14 protein-coding genes and 1 pseudogene are annotated in these 17,576 nt (G+C 64.8%); 9 read left to right on the top strand and 6 right to left on the bottom strand.

The window, feature by feature from the left end; translation table 11 throughout:
• Window positions 1-50 precede the first annotated feature (50 nt).
• Entirely contained in the window at window positions 51-1,307 is a 1,257-nt protein-coding gene (locus ACVMB0_RS05275) for an aminopeptidase (protein WP_456797093.1), read from the top strand.
• A 229-nt stretch (window positions 1,308-1,536) separates the two neighbouring features.
• On the top strand, window positions 1,537-2,868 hold the full coding sequence (locus ACVMB0_RS05270) for an IS1182 family transposase (RefSeq protein WP_461349595.1): 1,332 nt from the start codon (window positions 1,537-1,539) through the stop codon (window positions 2,866-2,868).
• A gap of 144 nt (window positions 2,869-3,012) precedes the next feature.
• Here the strand turns inward: ACVMB0_RS05270 and ACVMB0_RS05265 are convergent, their stop codons facing one another.
• The 3 genes and pseudogenes from ACVMB0_RS05265 to ACVMB0_RS05255 form a co-directional block, all read right to left on the bottom strand.
• Window positions 3,013-3,945, bottom strand: coding sequence for a GNAT family N-acetyltransferase (locus tag ACVMB0_RS05265; RefSeq protein ID WP_461345528.1), 933 nt, complete (start codon window positions 3,943-3,945; stop codon window positions 3,013-3,015).
• Between the two features lie 11 nt (window positions 3,946-3,956).
• Window positions 3,957-5,002 (bottom strand): annotated as a pseudogene (locus ACVMB0_RS05260) (amidohydrolase family protein).
• A gap of 44 nt (window positions 5,003-5,046) precedes the next feature.
• Window positions 5,047-5,862 carry an MBL fold metallo-hydrolase gene (locus ACVMB0_RS05255; RefSeq protein WP_461345527.1) on the bottom strand — a complete coding sequence of 272 codons (816 nt, stop codon included), beginning with the start codon at window positions 5,860-5,862 and terminating at the stop codon, window positions 5,047-5,049.
• A gap of 175 nt (window positions 5,863-6,037) precedes the next feature.
• On the opposite strand from ACVMB0_RS05255, the gene ACVMB0_RS05250 reads away from it, so the two are divergent.
• Complete coding sequence (locus tag ACVMB0_RS05250) at window positions 6,038-6,976, top strand: alpha/beta fold hydrolase (protein WP_461345526.1); 939 nt, start codon at window positions 6,038-6,040, stop codon at window positions 6,974-6,976.
• Between the two features lie 7 nt (window positions 6,977-6,983).
• On the opposite strand, the gene ACVMB0_RS05245 is transcribed toward ACVMB0_RS05250, so the two are convergent.
• A complete protein-coding gene (locus ACVMB0_RS05245; protein ID WP_461345525.1) occupies window positions 6,984-8,504 on the bottom strand; it encodes a permease in 1,521 nt (506 codons plus the stop codon).
• Window positions 8,501-9,253: an ABC transporter ATP-binding protein gene (locus tag ACVMB0_RS05240; protein WP_461345524.1), complete on the bottom strand. Its 753-nt coding sequence runs from the start codon at window positions 9,251-9,253 to the stop codon at window positions 8,501-8,503. Before ACVMB0_RS05240 ends, ACVMB0_RS05245 begins: the two co-directional genes overlap by 4 nt.
• Window positions 9,254-9,546: 293 nt before the next feature.
• Here ACVMB0_RS05240 and ACVMB0_RS05235 point away from each other — a divergent pair, with 293 nt between their 5' ends.
• From ACVMB0_RS05235 to ACVMB0_RS05210, 6 genes are all read left to right on the top strand, one after another.
• A complete protein-coding gene (locus ACVMB0_RS05235) occupies window positions 9,547-10,422 on the top strand; it encodes a branched-chain amino acid ABC transporter permease (protein ID WP_050423026.1) in 876 nt (291 codons plus the stop codon).
• A gap of 9 nt (window positions 10,423-10,431) precedes the next feature.
• Window positions 10,432-11,583 (top strand): branched-chain amino acid ABC transporter permease, encoded by a 1,152-nt coding sequence (locus tag ACVMB0_RS05230; protein WP_461345523.1) that lies wholly within the window; start codon window positions 10,432-10,434, stop codon window positions 11,581-11,583.
• Window positions 11,580-12,338, top strand: a complete 759-nt coding sequence (locus tag ACVMB0_RS05225; protein WP_092119690.1) for an ABC transporter ATP-binding protein — start codon at window positions 11,580-11,582, stop codon at window positions 12,336-12,338. The genes ACVMB0_RS05230 and ACVMB0_RS05225 overlap by 4 nt, the downstream gene beginning before the upstream one ends.
• A 10-nt stretch (window positions 12,339-12,348) precedes the next feature.
• Window positions 12,349-13,128, top strand: coding sequence for an ABC transporter ATP-binding protein (locus ACVMB0_RS05220; RefSeq protein WP_461345522.1), 780 nt, complete (start codon window positions 12,349-12,351; stop codon window positions 13,126-13,128).
• 143 nt (window positions 13,129-13,271) lie between these two features.
• The gene (locus ACVMB0_RS05215) at window positions 13,272-15,110 is read left to right on the top strand and encodes an AMP-dependent synthetase/ligase (RefSeq protein WP_461345521.1); all 1,839 of its coding nucleotides are present in this window, start codon (window positions 13,272-13,274) and stop codon (window positions 15,108-15,110) included.
• Between the two features lie 78 nt (window positions 15,111-15,188).
• Entirely contained in the window at window positions 15,189-16,388 is a 1,200-nt protein-coding gene (locus ACVMB0_RS05210; RefSeq protein WP_461345520.1) for an ABC transporter substrate-binding protein, read from the top strand.
• A gap of 163 nt (window positions 16,389-16,551) precedes the next feature.
• Here ACVMB0_RS05210 and ACVMB0_RS05205 read toward each other — a convergent pair whose 3' ends face one another.
• Window positions 16,552-17,298 (bottom strand): transglutaminase-like cysteine peptidase, encoded by a 747-nt coding sequence (locus ACVMB0_RS05205; RefSeq protein ID WP_461345519.1) that lies wholly within the window; start codon window positions 17,296-17,298, stop codon window positions 16,552-16,554.
• Window positions 17,299-17,576: the final 278 nt, after the last annotated feature.

The raw sequence follows: 17,576 nt of genomic DNA, 5'->3' as shown, positions 1-17,576 counted from the left end.
TCGAATTGGACTACGAATCCTGAAGAGATCCTCCAACGACACGGCGCTTCATGACCGCACATCAACGCAATCTTTCCGCCTCGATCGATCCGGTAAAGCTCGATCGGCTCGCCGAAGTCGCGATCAAGGTCGGCCTGCAGTTGCAGCCGGGGCAGGATCTGCTGCTGACGGCGCCGGCCGCGGCGATGCCGCTGGTGCGGCGGGTGGTGGAGCATGCCTACAAGGCCGGCGCGGGCCTGGTGACCCCGTTCTTCTCGGACGAAGAGCTGACGCTGGCGCGCTACCGCTACGCCAACGATGCGAGTTTCGATCGCGCCGCGGGCTGGCTCTACGAGGGCATGGCGAAGGCGTTCGGCGCCAACACCGCGCGGCTTGCCATCGTCGGCGACAATCCGATGCTGCTGTCCGGCGAGGACCCGACCAAGGTCGCGCGCGCCAGCAAGGCCAATTCGATCGCCTACCAGCCGGCGCTGGAGAAGATCGTCAATTTCGACACCAACTGGAACATCATCGCCTATCCGAGCACGTCCTGGGCCAAGCAGGTGTTCCCCGACGATGCCGAGGACGTCGCGGTGGCGAAGCTTGCGGATGCGATCTTCTCCGCGTCGCGGGTCGATCAGGATGGCGCCGTCGCCAATTGGGAAAGGCACAACGCCAAACTGCGCGAGCGCACCGACTGGCTGAACGGCCAGCGCTTCCACGCGCTGAAATATTCCGGCCCCGGCATGGACCTCACGATCGGGCTCGCCGACGGTCATGAATGGGAAGGCGGCGCCTCGACCGCCAAGAACGGCATCGTCTGCAATGCCAACATCCCGACCGAAGAGGTCTTCACCACGCCGCACTGCCGCCGCGTCAGCGGCCATGTCGTGAGCTCCAAGCCGCTGTCCTATCAGGGCACGCTGATCGACAATATCTCGGTGAAGTTCGAGGAAGGCCGCATCGTCGAGGCCAAGGCCTCGCGCGGCGAGGAAGTCTTGAAGAAGGTGCTCGACACCGACGAGGGCGCGCGCCGCCTCGGCGAAGTCGCGCTGGTGCCGCACTCCTCGCCGATCTCGAAGAGCGGGCTGTTGTTCTTCAACACGCTGTTCGACGAGAACGCCGCCTCGCACATCGCGCTCGGCCAGTGCTACTCGAAATGCTTCGTCAACGGCGACAAGCTGACGCCGCAGCAGATCGCCGAGCAGGGCGGCAACAAGAGCCTGATCCATATCGACTGGATGATCGGCTCCGCCCACACCGACATCGACGGCATTCATGCCGATGGCCGCAGCGTGCCGGTGTTCCGCAAGGGCGAGTGGGCGTAGGGCGCGCTCGCCCATAATCCCGTCATCCTGAGGTGCGCGCTCTTGCGCGCCTCGAAGGATGCGCGGCCCGGATATTGGCCACGCGTTCGGAGAGAGCTCGGCCGTTCACCCTTCGAGGCTCGCTCCGCTCGCACCTCAGAGGGTGTGATTTTTTTGGGGTTTCAGCGAGCATTATAGCCGAAAGCCGGCGCGGTGTGATTCTCTGGCGATGATGGATTCGCGGGAGGTGATGTTGGCTGCCGATGAGTTGTTTGGGGACCTGCCGGAGCAGGCGAAGCCACCAGTCGAAGCGGGCTTGCCCGGCGCTCCGCGGCTGCGTGAGCCCCAGCGCGACCAGATTGCGCTGCGAGCGGTTGATATTGAGAGCCTGATCGGGGAAGACCATCCGGTGCGGCTGATCTGGTCTTATGTCGAAGAGCTTGATCTGAGTGAGTTGGAGGACCGGATCAAGGCTCGCGGCGATCGTCCCGGTCACCCCGCGACCTCGCCCCGGCTTTTGCTGGCGCTGTGGCTCTATGCCGCCAGCGAAGGCGTTGGCAGCGCGCGGGCGTTGGAGCGGCTGTGCGAGAGCCACGATGCCTATCGCTGGCTGTGCGGCGGGGTGTCGGTGAACTATCACCTGCTGGCGGACTTCCGGGTCGGCAACGCCGATCTGCTTGACCGACTGCTCAGTGAGCATCTGGCAGCGTTGGCAAAGGCCGGTCTCGTCGATCTGGAGACCTTGGCGCAGGATGGCATGCGGGTCCGGGCCAGCGCCGGGGCCGCCTCGTTCCGGCGCGAGGCGACGCTGGATAAGCATTTGGCGCAGGCTGAGGCCGTGGTGGAAGACCTCAAGCGCGAGGTCGACACACGCTCGGACGCCAGCAATAAGCGTGCCCAGGCAGCCAAGGAGCGGGCCGCGCGGGAACGCAGCGCGCGGGTGAAGGCGGCGCAGACGGCGCTCGCCGAGATCAAGCAGCAGCGCAAGGAGCGCGAAGAAAGTCGCAGCAACGGCAAGACGCCGAAGGAGCCGCGGGCCTCCACGACGGACGCCTATGCACGGGTCATGAAGATGGCGAACGGCGGCTTCCGCCCCGCCTACAACGTGCAGGTGACGAGCGTGGCCGGGGAGCAGATCGTCGTCGACACCAGAATTTGCAACATCGGATCCGATCGCGGCCTGATGCGTCCCATGCTGGAGCGGCAGCGTGCGCGGCCCGGAGGGTTGCCCAAGGACCATCTCGTCGATGGCGGCTTTGGCAGTGCCGAGGACATCGAATGGGCCTATGCCGAGGGCATCGATATCTTTTGTCCGCCCACTCAATCCAAGCACGGTACCGATCCCTATCTACCGCGGCGCGGCGACGGTCCGGGGGTGTTGGCCTGGCGTGCGCGAATGGCGAGCGAAGAGGGCAAGGCCCGATACAGGTCCCGGTCGATCTGCGAGTGCATCCATGCCCGCTGGCGCAATTGGGACCTGCGGCAATTGACCGTGCGCGGCATCGAAAAGGTCCGTGCCGTCGTGCTCTGGTACGCCCTCGTCAACAACATCCTGCAAGGCAACCGCCTCTCCAGAGCCTAAACAACGGGTCATCGCCGAACTCGAACTCAAACCTGCCAATTGCTGCGACGAACAGCCGCCAAAAACTCCGCAGGAGCCGAATCCGTCACAAGCTCTCAGGATGACGGGGCTAGGTTCTTGTCGCTCGACTAGGCTTCAAGGTGGCTAACGAAACCGCCGCTCGCGCGCGGCGATCAGGTCGCATCGCATCGCCAGGAAGCGGCAGGTCTCGTGCTGCGGCTTGAAGCCGAGGCGGCGGTAGATCTTCAGCGCGGGCGCGTTGCGGCTTGAGACATTGAGCCAGCAGGGATGCTCGACCGACACGTCGTGCGCGGCCAGCACGCGATAGACCATGAGCTGGCCGAGCCCGCGTCCCTGCCGCGCCGGGTCGACGGCGACCGACTCGATCCACATCGAGTTCTGCTCCGGCTCGGTCAGGCAGAAGCCCGACACCTGTCCATCCTCCGATGCGATCCAGACCTCGGTCTCGGTCAGGACCTGCGCCATCTCTTCCGGCGAGTACAGGCGGAACGCGGCGTCGGAGGCGTAGGCGGTGTTGTGGATCCGCGCGACCTCGCCGGCGCAGGCGGTGACGTCCGAGACCTGCTCGATGGTGGCGCGGGCGGCGGCGAGCGTGCGCGCGGGCTGCAACGGCTCGACGCACTTCATCCCGATTTCCGACTCGACATGAACAAAGCCGAAGGCGGCGACGAAGGCCATGCCGGCCGGCCAGTCGCTGCTCACCAGCGTCTGCACGGTGAGATTGGGGTCGGTGTCGATCGCCAGCACGTCGTCGACCAATGCGAGCCCGATCCGGCGCCGCCGCATCTCGGGCGTCACGACGATCTTGAGGAATCGGGAATGCCCTGCGCCCTGGTCGCGCAGCGAGGACTCGGCAAGGCCGACAAGCCGCCCGTTCTGCTCGGCAACACGAAAGTCGCGGCCGCCGCGGTTCTGCGGCAGCTTCAGGAACTGGTCCCATTGCGACAGCGTGACAGGGCCTAGCCGCGGTTCCACCGCAGCTGCCTTTGCGTAAAGTGCGACCACCGCTTCCGCATCAGCCTCTCGAAGCGGCCGGATGGTGATGCCGTCATCCATGAGTCGGAAGCTTACCCGATATCGAGCCGATAGACATCCTTTGCCGTCTTCAAGAACAACGCCGTCTTCTCGGCTTCGCTATATTGTGATGCAAGCCGTTTAAAGGTGTTGAAGATGACCTGATAACTGCATTGCCCCTTATCAGGTGGGAAGTTGCTCTCGAACATGCAACGGTTGGGGCCGAACGCGTCGATGCAGGTCTCCACATAAGGCCGCCAGGCGGCGGCGAGTTCCTCCGACGACGGCGGGCGGGGGCGGAGGTGGAAGTCATAGCCAAGCAGGCACATCGCCAGCCCGCCGAGCTTGACCACGACGTTGGGGCATCTGGCGATCTCCTGGATCGATGCCTTCCAGACCGGAAAGGTCTCCGCCCGCTTGCCGGCGAAACGGCCGGTGCCGACCGGGCCGCCGCAATGGTCGAGCACGATTCGGGTGTCGGGGAAGGCGCGGGCGAGGTCGGTGAGCTCGCCGATCTGCGGATGGAACAGCCAGGCGTCGAAGCTGAGGCCGAGCGGCGCCAGGCAGGCGAACCCCGGAAGGTGGAATCGAGCAGGATGCCCTTCGGCCGGTTGGCGTACATATGGGCGACGTTGGGGTCCTCGTCCCAGGCCGAGGAGTGGCGGATGCCGCGGAACCGGCCGTTGCCGGCTGATATCTCCGCCTCCAGCACCGCCTTGGCCTGGTCGCCGAGCAGAAGGTTGACGTGGCTGACGATGCCGGCGCAGATCGCCGCCTTGCCGTAGCCGCCGCTCGCCGCCATCGCCGCGACGCCGTTGGCGAACTCGACCTCGCCGACCGGGCGGAACGCCTCCGGGCCGTCGGCGCGGTACATCGACCGGCAGTCGACATACACGGTCGCGACGATGTTATGGCCGGAAGCGATGTCGTCGCGCATCTCCTCGATTAGGTAGCGCAGGCCGCCGCGATCCCAGAGATGGTGATGCGGATCGACGATCGGCCTGTTCGGATCGATGATCTCCTCGGTGTATTGGGCGAGCCAGTCTTCGCGCGGATTGGCATAGAGCCCGCTGGCGGAGGCGGGTAACGTGCTGGCCATCGATTTTCACTCCCGTTGGTTTTGCTTCTTCTTGAACAGAGTCTTTACACGCCGTCGAGGATGATCACCGTCGGCGTCGCCGGCAGCGTGTCGCGGGAAATCCGCAAGGTACGCTCGCTGCCGCGGCGGTCGATCTCGAACTGCTGGCCGATCAGCCGCATGAACTCGTCGAGCGGGGTGGCGAAGCGGTGCATCGGCAGCACCACCGATGCACGCAGCCGCCTGGTGATCTCGGAGATGCCGTCGAGCGACATCGTATAGGTGCCGTCGAGCGGCACCATCACGATGTCGAGCCGGCCGATCGCCGCGAACTGGCTGTCGTCGAGCTTGACATGGAGGTGGCCGAGATGGCCGATGCAGAGGCCGGCGACCTCGAAGATGAAAATCGAATTGCCGTCCTTGATCATCTCGCCGCCGGGGTCCTCGCCCCAATAGCGGCGGATGTCGGTCGTAACGTTGCGGATGTAGACGTCGCCGATCCGCTCCGCGTAATGTGCGGCCTGGCCGTTCTCGCCCCAGCCGTGCAGCACGTGGGCAATCCTGGGATCGGGGAACAGCGTGTAATGCGTCGCATGCGCCCGGTTCATGGTCGCGACGTCGGGCAGCCGTCCGGTCTGATAGACGCCGTTGTAGTCGGTCGCGATCCGGACGCCACCAGGCGTGTCGATGTAATAGGTGGAATGGCCGGCATAGGTGATGGCGACCTCCTCGGTTTTGGCCGCGACGCGCCGGTAGCTCACGGGGGTAGCGCGCAGTGGCGCGTTGGCCATCGCGAGGCATTCGCTGCGCCGGGCGTCCTGCGCGAAGGCATGGCCGGTCAATGATCCCAGCAAGACCAGCGCGGCGAGCAATCTCAGCATGACCTGTTCCGCCTTCGGCGACATCCGCCGAGGCGAGACTACCGCGCAATTGGCGCGCCGTCATGATGAGGCCGGCGCATCGCTCCACGGCGCTGACTGCAACACGATCCAGGCGATTCCGGCGCCGGGACGCGCTACCATGCCGCGCACACAACCGAGATTTAAGGAGTTATGCGTGACCGACACTGCCTCCTCGCCGCGCGCGCCTTCGACCAAGCGGCTCGAACCATTGCGCCATGTCGCCGCAGGCGTGCTCAACATCGCCTATTACGAGGCCGGCCCGGCGGATGGTCCGGTGGTGTTGCTGATGCACGGCTTTCCCTATGACATCCATTCCTTTGTCGACGTCGCGCCGATCCTGGCCGCGCAAGGCTGCCGGGTCGTCGTGCCCTATCTACGCGGCTACGGCCCGACGATGTTCCGCGATAAGGCGACGCCGCGTTCGGCCGAGCAGGCCGCGGTCGGCGCCGACATGATGGCGATGATGGATGCGCTCGGCATCGAGCGTGCGGTATTCGCCGGCTATGACTGGGGCGGCCGCGCCGCATCGATCGGTGCGGCGCTGTGGCCGGAACGCTGCCTCGGACTGGTCTGCACCAATGGCTACATGATCCAGGACATTGCGCACGCGATGGTGCCGGCGCCGCCGGAGCGCGAGGTCCCGCTCTGGTATCAGTACTATTTCCAGCTCGAGCGCGGCCGCGCTGGGCTTGCCGCCAACCGGCGCGGCATCGCAAGGATCCTGTGGTCGCAATGGTCGCCGAGCTGGACGTTCGACGAGGCCTGCTTCGAGCGGACCGCGATCGCGTTCGACAATCCCGATTATGTCGACGTCGTGATCCACAGCTATCGGCATCGCTATGGCGTTGTCGAAGGCGACCCGCAATACGCGGATGTGCAGCGGCGGCTCGATACATTGCCTGTGATCACCGTCCCCGCCATCTCACTCGACGGCGCCGACGACGGCGTGACGTTCGTCAGCGACGGCAGTCGCACCGCCGCAAAATACACATGCCGCCTGGCCTATCGCGCAATTCCGGGCGCCGGTCACAATGTGCCGCAGGAAGCGCCGGAGGCGTTTGCAGCGGCGGTGATGGAAGTGATGAAGGCGTAGCTCGGTTTCAGCGCTGCCGCGGGCTGATCTTCCAGGCGATCGTGAGCGTCAGCAGGGTCATGATGCCGCTGACGAGCGCGGCCGCCGGGATCGTCAGCGCCAGCGCCGCGGTTGCGGCCCAGCCGATCGAGGAAAAGGCTTCGGCGAAGGTCGCAATGCGGGAGGAAGTCTGGCGCCGGCGGAACTGGCTGCGCTTGGCCTGTGCGCGGAACCAGAGCTGGACCGCGGCGGCGGATGCGGTCGCAATCAGGATCGCGATCGCCGTGACCACGGCCTGCGCCAGCGAGGCGAACGCCAGAGCGGCCACCAGCGGCGTGAACACCACCGCGATTGCGATCAGCACCACCTCGATCTTGGCGCGGGTCACGCGTGACGGCGGCAGCGGCGCGGTCGCCACCAGATCGGGCGCGTCCTCGCCCGAAATGGTCAGCCAGGCAAGTCCGCCGGCAAGCTGGCCTGCGGCCATCACGATAACAGGCGTGATCAGCACGATCGCGGTCGATGTGCCGGAGAAGCTGCGCCAGAGCATCAGCGCGGGCGGCAGCAGATAGAGCATCTGCATCAGACTCTGCGACAGCAGCCATGGATCGCGGCGCAGCAGCACGAACTCCTTGCGCCGCAGCGCCTGTTGCCGCGAGCCGGGGCGGAACGCGCGGGCGCGCCCCCGCGTGACCGCAGCCGGATTGGCGGCGACGCTTGCGACCGTGTCGGCGAAGCGCGGCGCGAAGGCCGCCATCACGACGCCGAGCAGCACGAGGCTTGCCGCGAGCAGCAGCATCATGATGTCGAGATCGCCGAGCGATGCGCGCGCCGGCCACCACAGCAGGCTGTCGAGCGCGGGGGCGATGTGTGCCGCGGTATCCGAAGTCAAAAAGGCAAAGCGCGACAACGTGCCGTAGGACAGCACGGCCACGACCTGCAGCGCAATGACAAAACCCGCGCCGATGACCGCGGAGACGACCTGCGCCACCAGCCGGGTCCGGATCGGCCCGATCAGGCGAAACAGGAAGGCGGTGACGGCAATTGCGGTGGCGGCCGCCGACAGTCCGATCGCAAGCACGACGCCGAAGCCGGCGAGCCAGCGCTGGCCGCCGAGATACACCAGGACGTCGATGAACGGCGTCGACAGCAACAGCGCCATGCTGCTCACCGTCAGCGCGATCGCGACGATCCGGATCGAGAAGATGTTGGTGAGCTTGGCCGGCGACGACATGATCAGATCGAGATCGGCGCGGGCATAGAACACGCGCGTCACCGATTCGATCGCCTGCGACAGCATCAGCGCCCAGGCCAGGAAGACTGTCGCGGTCAGCACGATCAGCGACGACGGATCGAGCGGAAACCTCAAGTCGGCATAGCGATTGACCACGGCATAGGCCGGCAGATGCAGGATCGCGGCGAAGACCACAAGTCCGATCACGGCGCGATTGCGCCTTCGCCGGCCGCCGGTCATCATCGCCAGCCATTCGCGCCACGCCAGGCGGAATTCGTGGCGGGCGAACCAGCTGAGATGGGCGACCGAGCTCACGCGGCCGCCGCTTCGGTATCGACCAGCGCGATGAACATGTCCTCGAGCGTGGTGTCGTTGCGGCCGTTCTGCTCGCGCAGTTCATTGAGCGTGCCCTCGGCGATCAGCCTGCCGGCCGCGATCACGCCGATGCGGTCGGCCATGCGCTCGGCGACTTCGAGGATGTGGGTCGTCATGATCACGGTGCAGCCGGTGCGGACGCGCTCCTGCAACAGACCCTTGACGTGGCGCGCCGACAGCGCGTCGAGGCCGGTCAGCGGCTCGTCGAGGATGATCAGGCGGGGTTCGTGCACCAGCGCGCCGGCGAGCGCCACCTTCTGGCGCATGCCCTTGGAGAAGCCCTCGCAGCGCTCGTTGAGATGCGGCTCGAGCCCGAGCGACACCAGGAGCTCGCGCGCCGACTTTTCCGAGGTGCGGGGATCGATGCCCCACAGGCCGGCGACGAATTCGAGATATTCCAGCGGCGTCAGCTTGTCATAGATCATCGGCTCGTCGGACACCCAGGCCATGATCTGCTTGGCTGCGACCGGATCGGCCAGCGCATCGATGCCGAGGATCGACACCGAGCCGGCATCCGGACGCAGCAAACCTGCCACCATGCGCAGCGTCGTGGTCTTGCCGGCGCCGTTCGGCCCGAGCAGCGCATAGAACTCCCCAACCCGGATGGTGAGATCGAGCGCATCGACCGCCGGGCGATCAAAACGCTTGGTTAACCCTCGCAGGGCGAGTGCGGACAGTTGCGATGTCATGATGCGGTGGCGATCCGGGATTTCGCTCGTCGGTTGCGCAAACTTGGACAAAAACCGTTTCGGTGCAGTGAATCGCACGGGGCAAATCGCAGGCGATATCCGTATTACCCCGTGCTGCGGGCAATCTTCGCAAATGTGATGATACAGCCGGATCAGCGGTTTGTTGACAGGGATCGGGCGTTTTGGCTCAATCGGGGCGGACATAGCGGCTTTCAGCGCTTCCGACACAAGGGCGTGAAGGCGGGATGCGACGAGCGATCGGATAAGAATCGCCGGGCATCGGGGAGGGAACGATGCTGGACTTTGTTCAGCAGCTCGTCAGCGGCATCGCGCTCGGCTGCGTTTACGGCCTGATCGCGCTCGGCTTCGTGCTGGTCTACAAGGCAACCGAGGTCGTCAACTTCGCGCAGGGCGATTTGATGATGCTGGGCGGCTTTTTCGCCTTCACCTTCATTGGCATGCTCGGGCTGAACTACTGGGTCGGCTTCGCCGGCGCGGTGATCTGCATGGCGTTGTTCGGCATGCTGGCCGAACGGGTCGTTGTGCGGCCGATCCTCGGCTATCCGCAATTCTCCATCATCATGGCGACGATCGGGCTCGGCTATTTCCTGCGCTCGGTGGCCGGCATGATCTGGGGCACCGACGACTTCAAGATCGAGACGCCGTTCAGCCAGGGCGTGTTGCGGATCGGCAGCCTGGTACTCGCCTATGACAAGCTGTCGGTGATCGCGGCGACCATCATCCTGTGCGCGCTGCTCTATCTGTTCTTCAACCGCACCACGCTCGGTACCGCGATGCGGGCCAGCTCCGAGAACATGCTGGCTGCCTATTACATGGGCATCCCGGTCAAGCGCGTGGTCTCGATCGTCTGGGCGATCTCGGCGGCGGTCGCGACCTGCGCCGGCGTGCTGCTGGCGCCGATCACCTTCATCCACTCCAATGTCGGGCTGGTGCTGGGGCTGAAGGCGTTTCCGGCCGCGGTGCTCGGCGGCTTCGGCTCGATCCCGGGCGCGGTGGTCGGCGGCGTGTTGATCGGTGTGATCGAGAGCATGGCCGGCTTCTATTTGCCGCAGGGATGGAAGGACGTCGCGCCCTACATCGTGCTGCTCGCGGTGTTGCTGCTCAAGCCCGAAGGCCTGTTCGGCCTTCACGTCCGCAAGAAGGTTTGAGGAGGACGCATGCGGTTTCTCTTCAAGACCGATTACGAAGACGACATCAGGCTGCTCCCGCATTCCGGCTACGTCTATTCCTACGGCCTGTTGCTCGCGGTGCTGCTGATCGCGCCCTACGTGCTCTCTAGCTATCTGATGAGCCAGCTGGTCTTCGTCTGCATCTATGCGACCGTCGGCGTCGGGCTGATGATCCTGACCGGCTTCACCGGACAGGCCTCGCTCGGCCACGCCGCGTTTCTGGCGATCGGCGCCTACACTGCGGCCTATCTGCAGCAATTCAACGTGCCGTTTCCGGTCTATTTCCTCGCCGCGGGGCTGTTGACCGGCGTGGTCGGCGCGCTGGTCGGGTTTCCGGCGCTGCGGCTGCAGGGCATCTATCTCGTGATCGCGACGATCTCGTTTGCGTTCATCGTCGAGGAAATCCTGGCGCGCTGGGAAAGCGTGACCCATGGCAATGAGGGCATGCGGGTCAAGACGATGCAGCTGTTCGGCACCACGGTGTCGCGCGACGGCCCGACGTTCTATTACCTCTGCCTCGCGGTGCTGGTGCTGACCATCGTCGGCACGCTCAACCTGTTGCGCTCGCCGACCGGGCGCGCCTTTGTCGCGATCCGCGACAGCGAGACCGCGGCGCGCAGCATGGGCATCAATGTCGCGCTCTACAAGGTGAAGTCGTTTGCGATCTCGGCAGCGATCACCGGCTTCGCCGGCGTGCTGTTCGCGCACAAGCTGTCCTTCATCTCGCCCGAGATGTTCACGCTGCAGCTCTCGATCGAGTTCATCATCGTGATCCTGATCGGCGGCACATTCAGCCTGCACGGCGCGGTGCTGGGCGCGATCTTCCTGGTCATGATCGATCCGTTCCTGACCTATCTGAAGGACGACATGCCCGGCGTGATCGGCGGCGTCGCGGCGACGCTGGGTGCCGGCCCCGAGCGCGCGGGACATATCCAGGATGCGGTTGCAGCCTTCGCCTCGGCCAACGGGCTGAAGGGCGCGATCTACGGCATCATCATCGTGGTGTTCGTCCTCTTCGAACCCTTGGGACTTTACGGCCGCTGGCTCAAGATCAAGCTCTTCTTCCAGCTGTTCCCGCTGTACAAGCGCGCGACCTTCAAGCGGCAGAAGATTTATGTGAAATCGGAGCGGAACCGATGAGCTATTTCCGCGCCGAGAACCTGTCGCTGCATTTCGGTGGCCTCAAGGCGGTCGACGCCGTCAGCTTCGCGGTCGAGAAGGGCGAGATCCTGTCGATCATCGGGCCCAACGGCGCCGGCAAGAGCTCGATCTTCAATTTGATCTCGCGGATCTATCCGCCGACGTCGGGCAAGATCTTCTTCGAGGACCAGGACATCACCCAGCAGCCGGCCTACGACATCGCCAGGCTCGGGATCGCGCGCACCTTCCAGAACATCGAGCTGTTCGAGAATGCGACGGTGCTGAGCAATCTGCTGGTCGGCCGGCATCGGCATTCCACCACCCAGCTCTGGCAGGAACTGTTATTCTTGCCGAGCGTCCGCGCCGGCGAAAAGGCGCATCGCCGCCGGGTCGAGCAGGTGATCGAATTCCTCGATCTCGAGCCTTACCGCGACAAGCTGATCTCGGGGCTGCCCTACGGCGTGCGCAAGGTGATCGAGCTGGCGCGCGCGCTGTGCTCGGAGCCGAAGCTGATCCTGCTCGACGAGCCGTCGTCCGGCCTCAATGTCGAGGAGACCGACGATATGTCGTTCTGGATCCGCGACATGAAGAGCGAGCTCGGCATCACCGTGCTGATGGTCGAGCACGACATGACGCTGGTCAACCGGGTTTCGGACCGCGTGATCGCGCTGAACTACGGCCGCGTGCTGGCAATGGGCTCGCCGTCCGAGGTGCAGCACCATCCCGACGTCGTCGCCGCGTATTTGGGCGCATGAGGATGATGGCATGAGCACGCCGGACATCATCCTGAAGCTCTCCAACGTCGAAAGCTATTACGGGCCGATCATGGCGATCCGCGGCATCAGCCTCGAGGTGCCGCGCGGCCGGATCGTGACGCTGCTCGGCGCCAACGGCGCCGGCAAGACCACGGTGCTGAAGACGATCTCAGGCATCCTCGACCCGCAAAAGGGCTCGATCGAATTTTTGGGCAAGCCGATCCAGCGCATGGAGGCTGACCGGATCGTGCGGCTCGGCCTCAGCCATGTGCCGGAGGGGCGCGAGGTGTTTCCGTTCCTGTCGGTGCGCGAGAACCTGATGATGGGCGCCTATCTGCGCAAGGACCGCGACGGTGTGGCGCATGACCTCGAGCGCGTCTACGGCTATTTTCCACGGCTGAGGGAGCGGCTCGGCCAGCCGGCCGGCCAGCTTTCGGGCGGCGAGCAGCAGATGCTTGCGATCGGGCGCGCGTTGATGAACCGGCCGACGCTGCTGCTGCTGGACGAGCCGTCGCTTGGGCTGTCACCGATCCTGGTGAAGGAGATCTTCACCATCATCCGCAGGGTCAACGAGGAGCAGGGCATGTCGATCCTGCTGGTCGAGCAGAATGCCAAGATCGCGCTGCAGACCGCGCATTACGGCTATGTGCTGGAGATCGGCCGCGTCGTGATGAACGACACCTGCGAGCGGCTGATGAATTCGCCCGATATCCAGGAGTTCTATCTCGGCGCCAAGGAAGCCGGCGCGCGGGGCGAGCGGCGCTGGAAAAAGAAGAAGACGTGGCGTTAGGAGGACCTGGCGTTGAAGGTTGGCGTCGACGAAAGTCGGCGCTGCGTTGAGCGAGGGTTGGAGCTAGATTTCAGGCCTGTTTCGCCAACAAGACCGGCACAACAACCCGGCGCGCGAGACAGGCGGCAGAGGAGGGAGCGCGCATGGCAGGACCAGCGGTGCTGACGGTTGCCGACACGATCGCGCGGAGCTTTCTGCTCGCGGTGCAAACGCGTGGCGACAGGCCCGCGATCCGCGAGAAGAAGTTCGGCATCTGGCAGCCGACCAGCTGGCGCGAATGGCTGCAGATCTCCAGGGACATCGCCTTCGGCCTGCACGCGACCGGCTTCCGCCCCGGCGACGTCGCCTCGATCATCGCCAACGCGGTGCCGGAATGGGTCTATGCCGACATGGGCATCCTGTGCGCCGGCGGTGTGTCGTCCGGCATCTATCCGACCGATTCGGCGGCGCAGGTCGAATACCTCGTCAATGACTCGCGCACGCGCGTCATCTTCGTCGAGGACGAGGAGCAGCTCGACAAGGTGCTGGCCTGCCGGTCGCGCTGCCCGACCCTGGAAAAGGTCATCGTGTTCGACATGGAGGGCCTTTCCGGCTTCTCCGATCCGATGGTGCTGTCGCTCGCCGAATTCACCGCGCTCGGCCGCAATCATGCGCAGGGCAATGACGCGCTGTGGGATGAAATGACCGGCAGCCGCACCGCCGCCGATCTCGCGATCCTGGTCTACACCTCGGGCACCACGGGCCCGCCCAAGGGGGCGATGCATTCCAACCGCAGCGTGACGCACCAGATGCGCCACGCCAACGATCTCTATCCCTCGACCGACAGCGAGGAACGGCTGGTGTTCCTGCCGCTCTGCCACGTCGCCGAGCGGGTCGGCGGCTACTACATCTCGCTCGCCCTCGGCTCGGTGATGAACTTTGCCGAGAGCCCGGAGACGGTGCCGGACAATCTGCGCGAGGTGCAGCCGACCGCGTTCCTCGCGGTGCCGCGGATCTGGGAGAAGTTCCATTCCGGCATCACCATCGCGCTGAAGGACGCGACCCCGTTCCAGAACTGGGTGTATGCCCGCGCGCTCGCGATCGGCAACCGGATGACCGAGTATCGATTGGAAGGCGCGCCGCCGCCGCTGTCGCTGCGGCTTGCCAACCGTGCGGCCTACTGGCTGGTGTTCCGCAACATCCGCCGCATGCTCGGGCTCGATCGCTGCCGGATCGCGCTGACCGGCGCGGCGCCGATCTCGCCGGATCTGATCCGCTGGTACCTCGCGCTCGGCATCGACATGCGCGAGGTCTACGGCCAGACCGAGAATTGCGGAGTCGCGACCATGATGCCGGCGGACCGCATCAAGCTCGGCTCGGTCGGCAAGGCCGCGCCCTGGGGCGAGGTGATGATCTGCCCGAAGGGCGAGATCCTGATCAAGGGCGACTTCCTGTTCATGGGCTATCTCAACCAGCCGGAGAAGACCGCCGAGACGATCGACGCCAAGGGCTGGCTGCACACCGGCGATGTCGGCGCGATCGACAATGAAGGCTATGTCAGGATCACCGACCGGATGAAGGACATCATCATCACCTCCGGCGGCAAGAACGTCACGCCGTCCGAGATCGAGAACCAGCTGAAATTCTCGCCCTATGTCTCGGATGCGGTCGTGATCGGCGACAAGCGGCCGTATCTCACCTGCCTGATCATGATCGATCAGGAGAATGTCGAGAAATACGCCCAGGACCAGGACATCCCGTTCACCAATTACGCGAGCCTGTGCCGCGCCCGTGAGATCCAGGACCTGATCCACCGCGAGGTCGAGGCGGTCAATGCGAAATTCGCGCGGGTCGAGACCATCAAGAAATTCTATCTGATCGAGCGCCAGCTGACGCCCGAGGACGAGGAGCTGACGCCGACCATGAAGCTGAAGCGCAGTTTCGTGAACAAGCGCTACGCGGCCGAGATCGACGCCATGTATGGCGCGCGGGCGGTCGCTTAGCCGAAGCAGGAAAAGGCGAAGGAGCGAGCCGGCCCTACCCTTCGCTCTCCATGGGCCCTTGTTGAGGAGGAGACTGCAATGTCGAAATCGCTGAAGGCGCTGGGCCTTGCGGTGAGCGCGCTGGCGCTGACCTGTCTGCCGGCCGCAGCCCAGACCAAGGTCACCAATGAAGGCATCTCGCCGACCGAGATCGTGATCGGAACGCATCAGGATCTGTCCGGCCCGATCAAGGTCTGGGGCGTGCCGGTCTCGAACGGCATGAAGATGGCGGTTGAGGAGATCAACGCCGGCGGCGGCATCAACGGCCGCAAGATCAAGATGATCCTGGAGGACAACGGCTACGACCCGAAGAAGGCCGTGCTGGCCTCGCAGAAGATGGTCGAGCGCGACAAGGTGTTCGCGATGATCGGCCCGATGGGCTCGCCGACCGTGCTCGCCGCACAGGACATCCTGTTCGACGCCGGCGTGCTGCAGCTGTTTCCGCTGACCGCCGCCGAATTCACCTTCAAATTCGATCCCGCCAAGCCGCAGGAGCGGTTGAAGTTCAACAACCTGCTGCCCTATGTCGAGAGCACGCGCGCCGCGCTCAAATACATGATGGAGTGGAAGAACTTCAAGAAGCCCTGCATCATGCATCAGGACGACGAGTACGGCAAAAACGTGCTCGACGGCTTCACCCAGCAGCTCGCTGCGATGAAGGTGCAGCCGGCCTCCGTCACGAGCTACAAGCGCGGCGCTTCCGACTTCTCGGCGCAGGTCGCCAAGATGAAGTCCGACGGCTGCGACCTCGTCGTGCTCGGCACCGTGATCCGCGAGACCATCGGTGCGATGAATGAGGCGAAGAAGCTCGGCTGGGACGTCACCTTCCTCGGCGCCACGCCGACCAACGTGCTCGAAGTGCCGGCGCTCGGCAAGGACGCCGTCGAAGGGCTCTATGCGGCGTCAGGCTTCGAGATCCCCTATGAGGACACCGCCAAGGGCAAGGTGAAGGACTGGCTGGTCAACTACAAGAAGATGTTCAACTCCGACGCCAATACGCAGGCGATCATCGGCTACAATGCGGTGATGACCTTCGCCTTCTATGCGCAGAAGGCGGGCAAGGATCTCACCGGCCAGAAGATGCTGGACGCGCTGGAGTCAGGCGACAAGTTCCTCGACATTTTCAGCTCGCCGCCGACCAAATTCTCCAAGACCGATCATCTGGCCAACACCATCACCCAGGTGCAGCAGGTCAAGGGCGGCCGCTGGGTTCTGGTGAAGGACAATTTGATGTTCTGAGGGGCGGCACGGGAGCCGGTACTGCCGTCATTGCGAGCGAAGCGAAGCAATCCATTCAGCAGCACATGCGGAGCAGTGGATTGCTTCGTCGCTTCGCTCCTCGCAATGACGTTCCATGGTGGCTGTGAATTGTGCCCAGACAGCGAACCGAATGCCGGTCAATTCACCGCCCCGCCGGCCGCCATGCGGCTTCGGTGACGAGCGGCGCATCGACGTAGCGGCTGACGCCGTTCTGGTCGATTACGAAGGTCGGCCGGAAGCTCCTGAGGTCGCTGTCCTCGATCATCGCCATGCGGCGGTTGTCGAGCGTCAGCCAGTGGCCGTCGAGCCGTGCCGCGACCACGGCATGGTCCTCGCCGCCGAGCAGGTCGTGCATGACGACGATGCGCAGATCCTCGGGCGCGACGCCGGCCTTGGCGAGCGCCACGAATTTCGCGATCGCATAGTCCTCGCAATCGCCGCTGCCGCGGGCGAAGGTGGCAAGCGGGGTGGCCCAGACGTCGGGCTCGCCATAGGTCGCCAGATCGTTGCCTGGGCGGATCGCCAGGTTGATGGCGCGGTTGATCTCACCGAGCCGGGCACGGCCATGACGCGCCCGTCCGGCGTCGACGATCGCCAGGAACCGCCGCGCCTCCGGCGATGCGCAACCGGCGCGGTCGCTCTCGCAGGCGGCCAATTGCACCAATTCGTCGGCGAGCTGGCGCTGTACGCCGAGCCATTTGTCGTGCAGGCCGCCGTCGGCAAGCAGGCTGGTCGACAGGCCGAACGGCTCGGCCGACTTCCTGAGCAGCGATGCCGGGCCGGGCGACAGCAGCGAGGCGGCATTGAGCTCGGCCATTGGCGCAGCCAGGGCCAGGCCAATGCCCAGCATCACGGCGCGCGGTGCGAACGAGCGAAGCGACAGTCCCATGTGACACCCCCTGTCCGCTCATCGGCGGGTGGACACTACACCGCACACGCGACCGGATCGTTTCATGCGCGAGCATGGCCAACGATCCCTTCGAATCGACTTAAGATGTGGGGAATCCCGCCAGCAGGCTGAAGGGCGCCTGCCCGGGGTCCCGAAAACTTTACCGGTTTGTGAAACGAACCGGCGAACCTTTTTCCACCGCGAAACGCCTCACCCTTGCCTTCTGGTTAACCCGGCCAGTCCGCGCGCAGGATAGCTGCGATTTGTAAGCCAAGTCA

Source organism: Bradyrhizobium sp. USDA 4451 (assembly GCF_054822585.1).
Note: the sequence above shows the minus strand (reverse complement) of the source record. Positions and strands in the feature narration are given on the sequence as shown.

What these genes read in the sequence shown, in the direction of transcription:
- ACVMB0_RS05255 (WP_461345527.1), bottom strand. Translation starts at nt 5,862, where the DNA reads ATGCTGAGATTGCTCGCCGCGCTGGTCTTGCTGGGATCATTGACCGGC.
- ACVMB0_RS05240 (WP_461345524.1), bottom strand. Translation starts at nt 9,253, where the DNA reads ATGACATCGCAACTGTCCGCACTCGCCCTGCGAGGGTTAACCAAGCGT.
- ACVMB0_RS05210 (WP_461345520.1), top strand. Translation starts at nt 15,189, where the DNA reads ATGTCGAAATCGCTGAAGGCGCTGGGCCTTGCGGTGAGCGCGCTGGCG.
- ACVMB0_RS05270 (WP_461349595.1), top strand. Translation starts at nt 1,537, where the DNA reads ATGTTGGCTGCCGATGAGTTGTTTGGGGACCTGCCGGAGCAGGCGAAG.
- ACVMB0_RS05220 (WP_461345522.1), top strand. Translation starts at nt 12,349, where the DNA reads ATGAGCACGCCGGACATCATCCTGAAGCTCTCCAACGTCGAAAGCTAT.
- ACVMB0_RS05215 (WP_461345521.1), top strand. Translation starts at nt 13,272, where the DNA reads ATGGCAGGACCAGCGGTGCTGACGGTTGCCGACACGATCGCGCGGAGC.
- ACVMB0_RS05275 (WP_456797093.1), top strand. Translation starts at nt 51, where the DNA reads ATGACCGCACATCAACGCAATCTTTCCGCCTCGATCGATCCGGTAAAG.
- ACVMB0_RS05265 (WP_461345528.1), bottom strand. Translation starts at nt 3,945, where the DNA reads ATGGATGACGGCATCACCATCCGGCCGCTTCGAGAGGCTGATGCGGAA.
- ACVMB0_RS05225 (WP_092119690.1), top strand. Translation starts at nt 11,580, where the DNA reads ATGAGCTATTTCCGCGCCGAGAACCTGTCGCTGCATTTCGGTGGCCTC.
- ACVMB0_RS05235 (WP_050423026.1), top strand. Translation starts at nt 9,547, where the DNA reads ATGCTGGACTTTGTTCAGCAGCTCGTCAGCGGCATCGCGCTCGGCTGC.
- ACVMB0_RS05205 (WP_461345519.1), bottom strand. Translation starts at nt 17,298, where the DNA reads ATGGGACTGTCGCTTCGCTCGTTCGCACCGCGCGCCGTGATGCTGGGC.
- ACVMB0_RS05230 (WP_461345523.1), top strand. Translation starts at nt 10,432, where the DNA reads ATGCGGTTTCTCTTCAAGACCGATTACGAAGACGACATCAGGCTGCTC.